This is a genomic window from Rhizobium sp. NZLR1b (assembly GCF_019685155.1).
Lineage (GTDB): Bacteria > Pseudomonadota > Alphaproteobacteria > Rhizobiales > Rhizobiaceae > Rhizobium.
The window spans coordinates 276,593-288,842 of record NZ_JABDWC010000003.1 but is presented as its reverse complement, the minus strand read 5'-3'; the positions used below and the strand labels follow the sequence as shown (position 1 = coordinate 288,842).

Annotated in this window: 13 protein-coding genes and 1 pseudogene; 6 read left to right on the top strand and 8 right to left on the bottom strand. The window is 60.7% G+C overall.

The window, feature by feature from the left end; translation table 11 throughout:
• Positions 1 to 34: 34 nt before the first annotated feature.
• Together rlmN and HJB84_RS05835 are read right to left on the bottom strand one after the other, a co-directional pair.
• Entirely contained in the window at positions 35 to 1,261 is a 1,227-nt protein-coding gene (gene rlmN / locus HJB84_RS05840; protein ID WP_221115464.1) for a 23S rRNA (adenine(2503)-C(2))-methyltransferase RlmN, read from the bottom strand.
• 339 nt (positions 1,262 to 1,600) lie between these two features.
• Positions 1,601 to 2,113: an invasion associated locus B family protein gene (locus tag HJB84_RS05835; RefSeq protein WP_007632470.1), complete on the bottom strand. Its 513-nt coding sequence runs from the start codon at positions 2,111 to 2,113 to the stop codon at positions 1,601 to 1,603.
• A gap of 335 nt (positions 2,114 to 2,448) precedes the next feature.
• On the opposite strand from HJB84_RS05835, the gene HJB84_RS05830 reads away from it, so the two are divergent.
• Positions 2,449 to 3,009, top strand: coding sequence for a sigma-70 family RNA polymerase sigma factor (locus HJB84_RS05830; protein WP_221115463.1), 561 nt, complete (start codon positions 2,449 to 2,451; stop codon positions 3,007 to 3,009).
• Here the strand turns inward: HJB84_RS05830 and HJB84_RS05825 are convergent.
• A complete protein-coding gene (locus HJB84_RS05825) occupies positions 3,006 to 3,398 on the bottom strand; it encodes a YkvA family protein (RefSeq protein WP_221115462.1) in 393 nt (130 codons plus the stop codon). The two genes, HJB84_RS05830 and HJB84_RS05825, sit on opposite strands and share 4 nt — an antisense overlap.
• 79 nt (positions 3,399 to 3,477) lie before the next feature.
• Positions 3,478 to 3,783, bottom strand: coding sequence for a 4a-hydroxytetrahydrobiopterin dehydratase (locus HJB84_RS05820; protein WP_207582143.1), 306 nt, complete (start codon positions 3,781 to 3,783; stop codon positions 3,478 to 3,480).
• A 202-nt stretch (positions 3,784 to 3,985) separates the two neighbouring features.
• Between HJB84_RS05820 and HJB84_RS05815 the strand changes: the two are divergent.
• A pseudogene (locus tag HJB84_RS05815) lies at positions 3,986 to 4,433 on the top strand (low molecular weight protein-tyrosine-phosphatase).
• On the opposite strand, the gene thpR reads toward HJB84_RS05815, so the two are convergent.
• The gene (thpR, locus tag HJB84_RS05810) at positions 4,340 to 4,933 is read right to left on the bottom strand and encodes an RNA 2',3'-cyclic phosphodiesterase (RefSeq protein WP_207582144.1); all 594 of its coding nucleotides are present in this window, start codon (positions 4,931 to 4,933) and stop codon (positions 4,340 to 4,342) included. The pseudogene HJB84_RS05815 and the gene thpR sit on opposite strands and share 94 nt — an antisense overlap.
• 68 nt (positions 4,934 to 5,001) lie before the next feature.
• Entirely contained in the window at positions 5,002 to 5,646 is a 645-nt protein-coding gene (locus HJB84_RS05805) for an arylesterase (protein ID WP_221115461.1), read from the bottom strand.
• Between the two features lie 72 nt (positions 5,647 to 5,718).
• Between HJB84_RS05805 and HJB84_RS05800 the strand changes: the two genes are divergently transcribed.
• The 4 genes from HJB84_RS05800 to HJB84_RS05785 all read left to right on the top strand — a co-directional run bounded on the left by HJB84_RS05800 (position 5,719) and on the right by HJB84_RS05785 (position 10,541).
• Positions 5,719 to 6,426, top strand: coding sequence for an ABC transporter ATP-binding protein (locus HJB84_RS05800; RefSeq protein ID WP_221115460.1), 708 nt, complete (start codon positions 5,719 to 5,721; stop codon positions 6,424 to 6,426).
• Positions 6,423 to 8,966, top strand: coding sequence for an ABC transporter permease (locus HJB84_RS05795; protein WP_221115459.1), 2,544 nt, complete (start codon positions 6,423 to 6,425; stop codon positions 8,964 to 8,966). The genes HJB84_RS05800 and HJB84_RS05795 overlap by 4 nt, the downstream gene beginning before the upstream one ends.
• A gap of 179 nt (positions 8,967 to 9,145) precedes the next feature.
• The gene (locus tag HJB84_RS05790; RefSeq protein WP_007632456.1) at positions 9,146 to 9,874 is read left to right on the top strand and encodes a Bax inhibitor-1/YccA family protein; all 729 of its coding nucleotides are present in this window, start codon (positions 9,146 to 9,148) and stop codon (positions 9,872 to 9,874) included.
• Between the two features lie 109 nt (positions 9,875 to 9,983).
• Positions 9,984 to 10,541, top strand: a complete 558-nt coding sequence (locus HJB84_RS05785; RefSeq protein ID WP_207584397.1) for a GNAT family N-acetyltransferase — start codon at positions 9,984 to 9,986, stop codon at positions 10,539 to 10,541.
• 63 nt (positions 10,542 to 10,604) lie between these two features.
• On the opposite strand, the gene HJB84_RS05780 is transcribed toward HJB84_RS05785, so the two are convergent.
• Entirely contained in the window at positions 10,605 to 11,006 is a 402-nt protein-coding gene (locus HJB84_RS05780) for a DUF2794 domain-containing protein (RefSeq protein ID WP_164007576.1), read from the bottom strand.
• Between the two features lie 350 nt (positions 11,007 to 11,356).
• Complete coding sequence (locus HJB84_RS05775; RefSeq protein ID WP_207582147.1) at positions 11,357 to 12,097, bottom strand: thioredoxin family protein; 741 nt, start codon at positions 12,095 to 12,097, stop codon at positions 11,357 to 11,359.
• Between the last annotated feature and the right edge of the window lie 153 nt (positions 12,098 to 12,250).

The window sequence follows — 12,250 nt, the reverse complement described above, 5'->3', positions numbered from 1 at the left end:
CGCGGAGAATTGTAGCAAGGATCAAACCTGCTGATCAGTCGTCGGCGCCGTGATTGGCAATCATCATCGCCTCGAAGGCCAGGCGCTCGGTCTTGCGCATACGTTCGGAGTCCGATTTCAGCTGGCCGCAGGCGGCAAGAATGTCGCGGCCGCGCGGCGTGCGGATCGGCGAGGCGTAACCCGCCGAATTGATGAAATCGGCGAACTTCTCGATCTGTTCCCAGTCGGAACACTGGTAATTGGTGCCGGGCCAGGGATTGAATGGAATGAGGTTGATCTTCGCCGGCACGCCTTTCAAGAGCTTGATCAGCCCCTTGGCATCTTCCAGGCTGTCGTTGACATCCTTCAGCATCACATATTCGAAGGTGATCCGCCGTGCGTTCGAAAGGCCCGGATAGGTTCGGCAGGCTTCGATCAGCTCCTTCAGCGGGTACTTCTTGTTGATCGGCACGAGAATGTCGCGCAAATCGTCGCGCACCGCATGCAGCGAGATCGCCAGCATGACGCCGATCTCATCGCCGGTGCGGAAGATCTCCGGCACGACACCGGAGGTGGAAAGCGTCACTCGGCGCCTGGACAGCGACAGGCCGTCGCCATCCGTGGCGATCAGCAATGCCTGTTTGACGGCGTCGAAGTTGTAGAGCGGCTCACCCATGCCCATCATCACGATGTTGCTGACCTTGCGGCCCTCGGCAGGCATGATCGTTCCCTGCGGCGCTTGACGATCCGGGAAGTCGCCGAGCCGGTCACGGGCAAGCAGCAGCTGTGACAGAATTTCCTCTGCCGTCAGGTTCCGCACCAGCCGCTGTGTCCCGGTATGACAGAAGGAACAGGTAAGCGTGCAGCCGACCTGGCTGGAAAGACAGAGCGTGCCGCGGCCCTCTTCCGGAATATAGACGGCTTCGATCTCGACGGGGCGCCCCGCGCCCCGCGGGGGAAAACGCAGCAGCCATTTGCGCGTGCCGTCGTTCGAGACCTGTTCCTCGACGATCTCCGGACGTTCGATAGTGAAATGCTGCTTCAGCATCTCCCGCATATCCTTGGCGACATTCGTCATATGGTCGAAATCGGAGACGCCGCGCACATAGATCCAGTTCCAGAGCTGCGCGACGCGCATCTTGATCTGCTTCTCAGCCACTCCCGTTTCCCGGAGTACCGCCCCCATCTCCTCGCGCGACAGCCCGATCAGAGACGGCTTTTCGAGGCTGGCGGAGGTGTGCGCCTGCGGCTTGTTAACAACGATCGCATCCATGACGGACATAAGCATTCATCCCGAATTCAAACATGTCCTGCCCCTGCGAGCCCGCATGCTTCAGGGTGAACCGGAAGACTTGCGGACGCATGACGGCAGATCGGCAAAAATTGAATGGCGGAACGGCGACTGATCGCGATCTATCCGCTGTTGGGCCGGCTTTAGCATCATTTTGCCCGCCCGTCACTACATAGCGTGTCGCGCAAAACTGTGCGGCGGTTTTGCGACAACGACATGTGGAAACCAAAGACAAAGCGAATCTGAAAGATCCCGCTGCGCTTTAGATGGAATCGAGAGGGGCCGGCGCAAGGCCGGCCCCTCTCGAAATTCTGCGGTGGGAAAGGCTGCTTACTTGCAGCTTTCGATCTGCTTCAGCGCAGCCGAGATGCCGGAGAGCGAATAGCTGTAGGAGGTGCCGGTGCCCTTGCGCGAAACGGCATTCACCGTCATCGAATGACCGGTCTTCATCGCCGCGACGAGGGCTGGCTCCTGCGCCGCATTCTCGACCCAGCCGGCCTTGTCCTTGGTGAACATCACGAAGGTCTTGTTGTCGATGACGACGTTGATCTTCGAATTTTCCTTCACCGTGTAGCCCATCATCGCCTGCGGTTCGTAGGAGATGTTCTGGCCCGGACGCTGCGAGACGATGAAGAAGTTGTCGCCGTGGTCAACGCTTGCCGGCTGCTTTGCCGTCGGAACGGACAGCACATAGCACACGGTGCTATTGCCCGACTTGTAGGAGTAGGCGCCCCATGCCTGGAACTGCTGGATGCGGTTCGGCGCGGCGGCCTGTTGCGCTGCCGCAACTCCGGCCATAACAAGGGTGAGTGCGAGAGCGGATACGATACTTTTTACAAACATGGATTCCTGCCGGTTCTTGCGATCAAGGCCCGAAGCGATCATAGCGGGCGCCGCATAATCACGATCTGCTTTATTTTGACTTAATTCAGGTTACCAAATGGTCAACAATAGCCGCGATTTGTATGTGCCTGTGTCATTTCAGCTCGAGTGTCAATTTTCGACCCTTTGACGGTATCGGCTGCAACACCGTGTCCCGATGGTACTGGCCGTCCGTTCCGCTGAATTTAAGACACAAAGATTCAGGCAAGAGTTTGACCTTTCCCAAATCCGTTGTACCTCATTAAGACTTGGAAATCCGATACGAATTTATTGCGCAGGGGGGCTGGTGAGGGGACATGGATGCCGAGGAAAGACAGCGTTTCGCTGCCCTTGCAAAGGCCGTCGCCAGAGGTCGCGACCAGCAGGCCTTTTCCATCCTGTTCGACTATTTCGCACCCCGGCTGAAAGCCTGGCTGATGCGCCAGAAGATGACCTCAGGCGAGGCCGAGGAACTGGTTCAGGAGACCATGATCGTGCTCTGGCACAAGGCAGATCTCTACGATGCCACGCGATCTTCGCTCTCGACCTGGCTTTTCCGCATTGCCCGCAATCGCCGCATCGACATGCAGCGCCGCGTCAATACCCGCATCTTCGATGAAACCGATCCGGCTCTGCAGCCGCCGGCCGAAATCGGCGCGGAGGAAATCGTCGCCAACGACGATCGCGACGCCAGGATACGCGCCGCCGTCGGCCAATTGCCGGAGGAGCAGCGCGATATGCTGCGCGCCGCCTTCTTCCTCGGTCAATCGCACTCGGAAATCGCCGAAGCGACCGGGCTGCCGCTCGGCACGGTGAAGTCGCGAATCCGGCTTGCCTTCGGCAAGCTCCGCAAGGTGCTGGAACGCGAGATGGCTTAGATCGTCTTCATCGTTTCTTCGGTCCGGTCGGCCAGAACGCGGTCGGCCGCCTCGTAGTGGCCCGGGCGGATATGGCCACGCACCATGGCGAAGGCCGCCGAGAGCACGGCGATGTCGTCGGAAAAGCCGATGACGGCGAAAACATCCGGGATTATGTCGATCGGCATGACGAAATAGGCAAGCGCTGCGAGCAGCACGCCGCGCACCTTCGTCGGCGTCTGCGGATCGAGCGCGCAGTAGAAACCGGCGACGACATCGCGTGAGAACGGAATTTGCCGCACAGCCCGCCGGAAAGTCGGCCAGAATTTCTGCCGTATGGTCTTTTCCCGTCGGCTCTGGGTGTCCTCGTCGCCTGGCAACAGGATTTCCCCGAATTTGACGTCGTTCATCCCTGCCTCCTTTCGTCCAAGCGAACATATGGTGATGGCGCCCACTCTTTCAATCGACCCCTTTCAATCGGCCCCGCTTTCAAACGCCGCGTCGCGACGCAACCTTCTCCATCGCCTTGGCGAGCTTGAAATCCAGCTCCGTCAGTCCGCCGGCATCATGCGTGTTCAGCGTCACATCCACCCTGGAATAGACGTTGAACCATTCAGGATGGTGGTTGAGCTTCTCGGCCGTGATCGCCGTCTCCGTCATGAAGCCGAAAGCCTCGATAAAATTTGCAAACTTGAAGCTCTTCGATATCGAAGAGGCCGCATCATTGAGCGCCCAGCCCGCAAGCCCCGCCAGTTGCGCCTCGACCGCCGTCCGTTCCAGTCTTTCCATTTTCATGCCATGCTCCTCCTGTGTGTCCGACAGGTCTACCGATGAAACGCATCAGCATCCTCTTCGTTTGCATGGGCAATATATGCCGTTCTCCGCTAGAACAGGATGATTTTAGGCCGGGTCGGCCTAAAATCTGAATCCTGTTCTACATTAAAGAGTTAGAGCATGATGTCGTCCGAAAACCGCTTACACTTTTCGGCATCATGCTCTGGCGGAGGGAATTTTCAGCCACGTCGCCGCCGAGGCGGATTTGAGTGGCCGCTTCACGATCGATTCCGCCGGAACCGGCGGCTGGCATGAAGGCGAGCCGCCTGACCGGCGGTCGATCGCCACGGCGAAAAGCCACGGGATCGATATATCCGGGCAACGCGCCCGCCGAATCCGCTCCAGCGATTTCAGGGATTTCGATCTGATCCTGGCCATGGACCGCGATAATGTGGCGGCGCTCGAAAAGATCGCGCCGGCCTGAGGCAACCATCCGTCTTTTCGGCGATACCGCGCTTGGAACGGGAGAGGATATTCCCGATCCCCATTATGGCGGCCCGGAAGGTTTCGAGCTGGTCTATACCAGGCTCTTGACCGGCTGCAGCAGCCTGCTCGAAACGCTAGGCGTCGAGCGCGCCTCGTGCAGAGGGAACACTTCCTCGGTGAGGTAAGGCCCCCCGCCGACCGATTCGCGCGACGAAAGCAGCACGAAGCGCGGCGCGGTGAAACTTGCGGTGTGGAAGTTGCCGCGTCCCGCCAGATATTGCACGACATCGTCGAGCCGCGACGATTTAAGCCGCGCCAGCGTCACATGCGGCATGAATTTGCGCGGATCCGGCGGCAGGCCGATACGCTGGCAGATGCGCTCGATCTCACCCTGCAGCGCATGCATTTCAGGCGATTGCGAAACACCGGCCCAGACCGAATGCGGTTTCTTCGAACCGAAGGAACCGATGCCTTCGAGCCGGAACTGGAATTCCGGCCGGTCGATCCGGTCGAGTCGTTCTACGATTTCATCAGCCGTGCGGCCGTCGACATCACCGATGAAGCGCAGGGTGATGTGGTAATTCTCCACATCGATCCATCGTGCTCCGGGGAGGCCACCGCGCAGCAATGAAAGGCTCATCGCCGCATTGCGCGGAATTTCGAGGGCGGTAAAAAGTCTCGGCATAACGAGCACTCCCCGAATCTTTTGCAGATGCTCACACGGAATCACGCAATCAACGACCGCGCAAGCCCCTATTTCTTCACAGAAGAAATCGCTTCGACGAAATTTGTGACGGCGGGCTCCATCTTCCCGACCATGATCTCGACACCTCTCGTATTCGGATGCATGCCGTCTTCGAGTTTAAGCCCTGGATCCAGCGCGACACCGTCGAGAAAGAACGCGTAGAGCGGAAGTCCGTGTTTTTCCGAAAGCCTCTGGTAAATCGGATTGAACCGCGCCGCATAATCCGCCCCCATGTTCGGCGGCGCCATTATGCCGGCAAGCAAAACGGCAATCCCGCGATCCTTTAGCCGAGCAATCATCTGATCGAGATTCTTCTCGCTTTCCTCAGGCGGGATGCCGCGCAACGCATCATTGGCGCCAAGCTCCAATATGACGCCATCGGTGCCGTCAGGTATCGACCAGTCGATGCGAGCAAGCCCCCCTGACGTCGTGTCGCCGGAGACCCCGGCATTGGCAACGGCGACGTCGAGCCCCTTCGCCTTCAGGGCCGCCTGCAGCTTTTCCGGAAAGCCGTCGCCGGGCGGCAGCTGGTAGCCCGCCATCAAACTGTCCCCGAAACCAACGAGATTGATCGTTCGGGCATCCGCTGCAACGGCAAAGACCAGCGAGACGGCAATGACGGTGAATTGAAGCGCGGCAACTTTAAATCTCATTCTGGCTTCCCTAGATTGGCGAAGTGCTGTTATGCGGCCATTCGATTATGGATTTATATAGGGCGATTTCTGTTGGCAAAAACCATCATCGAGTTGAAGGGCGCCGATCTGACCCTCGGCAGTGCAGCCGCCTCCGTGCATGTGCTGAAGGGCATCGATCTCGATGTCTCCGCCGGCGAATCCGTCGGCATCGTCGGCCCGTCCGGTTCCGGCAAATCGACCCTGCTGATGGTGCTTGCCGGGCTGGAGAAACTCGACAGCGGCGAAATCAACATCAACGACACGCCGCTTCATAGGCTGAGCGAGGATCAGGTCGCCGATTTCCGCGGCCGCAACATCGGCATCGTCTTCCAGTCCTTCCACCTGATCGCCAACATGACGGCGCTGGAAAACGTTGCCGTGCCGCTGGAACTCGCCAATGTCGGCAACGCTTTCGAGATCGCCCATCGCGAGCTGAAATCGGTCGGCCTCGGTGAACGGCTGAACCATTATCCCGGCCAGCTTTCCGGCGGCGAACAGCAGCGCGTGGCAATCGCCAGGGCGCTTGCCCCCTCTCCGGCCCTGCTGATCGCCGATGAACCCACAGGCAATCTCGACACCGAGACCGGTCGCCAGATCGCCGACCTTCTGTTCTCCAAGCAGGCCGAACGCGGCATGACCCTGCTTCTCGTCACCCATGACGTCTCGCTTGCAAACCGCTGCTCGCGCCAGATCCGCGTCCGCTCCGGCAGGATCGAAGGCGACAGCGCCGCCCGCCATAGCGAGGCGGCGATCGCATGAGCATCATCACACCGCGCGTCTCGCTCGCTTTTCGCCTGGCGCTCCGCGAGCTGCGCGGCGGCATTCGCGGCTTCTACATCTTCCTCGCCTGTATCGCCCTCGGCACGGGTGCGATCGCCGCCGTCAATTCCGTCTCGCAATCGATCACCGACACGATTGCCTCGCAGGGGCAGGAGCTGCTGGCCAGCGACGTCCGTTTCGAGCTCAACAATCGCGAGGCGACGCCTGAGGAAATGGGCTTCCTCGAAAGCCTGGGCACCGTTTCGGTCTCGACAGGCCTGCGTTCGATGGCCCGCAAACCTGACGGTTCCGATCAGGCGCTGGTCGAGGTCAAGGCCGTCGATAACGCCTACCCGCTCTACGGCCGCTTCGTGGCCGAGCCGGACTATCCGCTCGCAGCCCTGCTTTCAGGCCAAGGCGGCACCTATGGTGCGGTCGCAGCCCCGCTGCTTCTCGATCGGCTCGGGCTTGCGGTCGGCGACGAATTGCTGCTCGGCACCGTCAAGCTCAGCATCACCGGCACGGTGAAAACCGAGCCGGATGCATTGTCGGAGGGTTTTGGCTTTGCGCCGCGCCTGCTCGTCAGCCGCCGGGCGCTCGCAGCCTCCGGGCTGATCCAGACGGGAAGCCTAGTCGAACATGCCTACAAGATCCGGCTGGAAGACAAGGGCGCGATGTCGGGCATCCAGGCGCGCGCCACCAAGGAATTCCCCTCCGCCGGCTGGGCTGTTCGCACCAGCGACCGCGCCGCACCCTCGCTCACCGAAAACATCACCCGTTTCTCGCAGTTCCTGACGCTGGTCGGCCTGACCGCGCTGATCGTCGGCGGCGTCGGTGTCGCCAATGCCGTGCGCGCCTTTCTCGATTCCAAACGCACCACCATCGCCACCTTCAAATGTCTGGGTGCGCCGGCGCAGGTCGTCGTGTTGATCTATCTCTTCCAGATCGCCATCATCGCGCTTGGCGGCATCCTGATCGGCCTCGTCATCGGCGCCCTGTCGCCGATCTTCGCCGCGCAGTTCCTGGCGCAGTTCCTGCCGGTCTCGACTGCGCCGACCCTTTATCCCGGCGCCCTGCTGCTTGCCACGCTCTTCGGCATCCTGACGACACTCGCCTTCGCCATCCTGCCGCTCGGCCACGCCCGCGAAGTGCCTGCGACGGCACTCTTCCGCGAGCAGGGTTTCGAGGCCCGCCGCCTGCCCTCCTGGCCCTACATCCTGCTGGCCGCGCTGTTCATGGCCGCCCTTGCCGGCCTTGCCATCGTCACCGCCTATGACCGCTTCATCGCCGTCGTCTTCGTCGGCGCGATCGTCTTTGCCTTCGTCGCCCTTCGCCTTGTCGCCGCGCTGATCGCCTGGCTTGCGCGCCGCAGCCCGCGCGTCAACTCGCCGGCATTGCGGCTGGCAATCGGCAACATCCATCGCCCCGGCGCGCTGACGCCCTCGGTCGTGCTCTCGCTCGGCCTCGGCCTGGCTTTGCTGGTGACGCTGACCTTGATCGACGGCAACCTGCGTCGGCAGCTGACCGGCCGCATGAACGAAGGCGCGCCGAACTTCTTTTTCGTCGATATCCAGAGCGCCGAGGTCGACGCCTTCCGCGATCTCGTCAAGGCGCAGGCGCCGCAGGGCAAGCTCGTTGAAGTGCCGATGCTGCGCGGCCGGATCGTCGCCTTCAACGGCGAAGATGTCACCAAGTTGGACGTGCCGGCCGCCGGCCGCTGGGTGCTGAACGGCGATCGCGGCATCACCTATGCCGACACCCTGCCGGAGAATGCCGCCCTCACGGAAGGTAACTGGTGGGGCAAGGATTACAGCGGCGAGCCGCTCGTCTCCTTCTCGTCGGAAGAGGCGCATGAACTCGGCCTGAAGATCGGCGATAAGATCACCGTCAACGTGCTCGGCCGCAATATTACCGCGAAAATCGCCAATCTGCGCCGCGTCCAATGGGAATCGCTGTCGATCAACTTCGTCATGGTTTTCTCGCCGAACACCTTCCGCGGCGCCCCGCATGCCTGGCTGGCGACCCTCACTGATCCCTCCTCGACACCGGCCGAAGATGCGGCGATCCTGAAATCCGTCACCAACACCTATCCGACGATCACCAGCGTCCGCGTCAAGGACGCGATCGATATCGTCAACCAGATGGTCGGCGAGCTTGCGACCGCAATTCGCGCCGCCGCCTCCGTTGCTCTCATCGCCTCGATCCTCGTCTTGGCCGGCGCGCTTGCCGCCGGAAACCGGGCGCGCACCCACGACGCGGTGGTGCTGAAGACGCTTGGCGCCACCCGCGCCATGCTGATCCGCGCCTTCAGCTACGAATATCTGATCCTCGGGCTGGCAACCGCAATCTTCGCGTTGATCGCCGGCGGCGTTGCCGCCTGGTTCATCGTCGCCCGCATCATGCGCCTGCCCTCGACCTTCCTGCCCGATGTGGCGGGGCTGACGCTGGTGACCGCGCTCGTCCTCACCGTCGGCATCGGCCTCATCGGCACCTGGCGGATCCTCGGACAGAAGGCGGCGCCCGTCCTGCGCGAACTCTGACCGGATAGCGACGCCCAAACCCTTCACCTTACGGCGATTTAACCGACCGAGCCTTTGCAAGCCTCTTGTTTGCGATCGGCGAAAGCCTCATATTGTCTGCAGGCATGCTGGAGCTCCGCAGCGGCGCCCGGGTCGAAAACCCGACACCGTATTTCCATCGGAGCTTGTAAGAGGAAACTATGGCTGACCTTCGTAACTATCAAAGCCGCGCGCAGACCGGCGAGATGATTGATCAAGGCCTGCGCACTTATATGCTCAAGGTTTACAACCTGATGGCGCTGGGTCTGGCGATCACCGGCGTGGCCGCATATCTCGGATTCAACTTCGCTGTTCAGGACGGCCAGCTCACCCAGTTCGGCGTGCTGCTGTTCCAGTCGCCTTTGCGCTGGGTCGTCATCCTTGCGCCTCTTGCGGCCGTCTTCTTCCTGAGCTTCCGCATTAACAGCATGAGCGTGGCCGCCGCCCAGACGACTTTCTGGGTCTATGCCGCACTTGTCGGCCTGTCGCTCTCGTCGATCTTCCTGGTCTACACCGGCCAGAGCGTCGTTCAGACCTTCTTCGTCACCGCCGCCTCCTTCGGCGCGCTGTCGCTTTACGGCTACACCACGAAGCGTAACCTGTCGGCGATGGGCTCGTTCCTGATCATGGGTCTTTTTGGCCTGATCATCGCTTCAATCGTCAACATCTTCCTGGCGTCGTCCGCGCTGCAGTTCGCGATCTCCGCGATCGGCGTCCTGATCTTCGCAGGCCTTACCGCCTACGACACGCAGCGGATCAAGGAATTGTACCTGGAAGCCGATGACGTCGCCGTGGCCGGCCGCAAGGCGATCATGGGTGCGCTGACGCTCTATCTCGACTTCATCAACCTCTTCATGTTCCTGCTCCAGTTCATGGGCAACCGTAAATAAGCAGGACAGACTGAGATCGAAAAGGCGGCTTCGGCCGCCTTTTTTGTTGCGCCGGCTTTCGCGGAATGGTTTAGGAGAGACCTTGCCCTCCGATGGACCTGCCGCCGAAATGTCCTTCCTCCTGCGCAATGCTTCCGAAGCCGATATCCCCGCCATCGCCGAAATCTATCGCGAATCCGTGCTGAACGGCACGTCGAGCTATGAGATCACGCCGCCGTCCGAGGCTGAGATGGCGCAGCGGTTTGCGGCGATCGTCGGCCAGCAATATCCCTATATCGCCGCAGCCGATGCTGACGGAAACCTGCTCGGCTACGCCTATGCCTCGGCCTTTCGCGTCCGCCCGGCCTATCGCTGGATAGTCGAGGATTCGATCTATCTGGCGCCCGAAGCCCGCGGCCGCGGCATCGGCAAAGCATTGATGACCGAGCTGATCGACCGCTGCACCGGTCTCGGTTTTCGTCAGATGATCGCGGTCATCGGCGGCGCCAGCCCCGCCTCGATCGCGCTTCATCTCAAGGCGGGCTTCGTGGAGGTCGGCCTGATGCGGGGGGCCGGCTACAAGCATGGCCGCTGGCTGGATACGATGCTCATGCAGCGCGTCCTCGGCGAGGGTATGACGACCGATCCGGATCCGTCCATCTATCCCGGCACGCTGTTTGCCGGCTGATGCATGTCGCCCGGAAGTGTGCAGCGGTTCCGGGATAACGACATGCAGAAAAAGTGTTTCGGCTTACTTATCGACCAGCTTCAGCGCCTTGTCGAACACCTTCAACACCTGGTTCAACTCGTGACCGCGCTTCAGAATGGTGCCGTGGACGTTGATCACCGAATAGGCGCCCTGCTTGGCGGCAAGCTTGGGATTTTTCTCGACGCGGAAGAGCGGCATTTCACCGGAGCGTTTGAAGACGGAAAATACCGCCCTGTCTTTCAGATGATCGATGGCGTAGTCGCGCCATTCGCCGTCACCGACCATACGGCCGTAGATCCAGAGGATCGCATCCAGTTCGCGCCGATGAAAGGTCACCGGAAGTGGATCTTTGCTTTGCTTGTATTCCCTGAGATCGACGACGACTGAGGAACTATTGTCGACGGAACGGCTTTCGCCGTGTCGCAAATCCGGCTGATCTGTCATTCAGTCTCCGAGGCCTCTGCATGTGACAGGAGAGTGACAGTGTGCCCGAGCCGCCGCAAATTGCAAGAGTGCCGGCCGTCACATTCGGCCGCACTCCAGCGCCGCGCGTTGGACGCGCAAGGATGCCGTAGCACTTTGAATCGGCGCATCGTCCGATGCGCATAATAGCGTTGTCGCTTTCTCGGTAGCGCCGCATTTCAGTCAAAACAGCGCCTCATTTGCAGGAGAATTATGAATCCCGGTTTGGCGCCAGCGCGCCAAAGGGCCCGGCGGAGCGTATCGACCTTAACCCCAGCCCCGAATACGCTCAGCCGGGCCGCCCGGTACTTCATCCGCAAGCGGATGAAATCTCAGATGTTTTTTCCAGCCATCACCACGGTCGCCCCAAGGATCGCAGCCGGATCGCCGTTGTCGGTCGCCGATTGCAGCAGGATCGCGCAGCCCTCGAGCTGCGGCCGCTGCAGGACACTGGCTGGCAGCGTCAGACTGGTCGCCTTGCCGTCCCACATGCCGACGGTTTCGACATTGGTGACGCTGTGCAGATAGGAAATCTTCTTTCCGCTGTTCTCGCCCTTTTCGACGTCGATGGTCTTTTCCTTGTCGAAATACACCATCACGACATTGGCTTTGCCCTGTCCCGCGCCGATCTTGATCTCCAGCTCGTCGCCGCGCATCGACGCGCTGATGGGGACGGTCAGCCCGTTGCCTTCGCCGCTATAGGTATCGAGCTTGCCGTTGATACCGTTGAGATCGGCGCCGGCCAGATGACCGCGCCCATTGACGATGGCCTGCGGCGTGTAGACGTTGCTGCGGCCCATTGTCCTCGCATAGCCATATTGCCGCTCGGTGTTTTCCTTCGAGCTCAGCGTATCGGCCCAGCCGAGATAGTTCCAGTAATCGACATGATAGGCGAGCGCGATGACATCGCCCTGGCTCACCAGCTTACGGAAAGCAGCATCCGCGGGAGGACAGGAGGAGCAGCCCTGCGCCGTAAACAGTTCGACGACACCTTTCGGCGTGCCGTCTTCGGCCTGAAGCGGGCCTGAGAGAACAACGCCGGCGATCAGCGGAATCAGAAAACGGGGGGACATTCACCTGCACCTCTTTTTCAGCGCCGACGGCGTGTTCGACCGGAGGCCCTGACATATGAACGTACGAATAATCCTTCCGGATCCAAACGAAAAGTCACGAACGGGTGAGACGCAGCGCAACCGGAACCCGCATAAAACAAATCATCGTGAGGT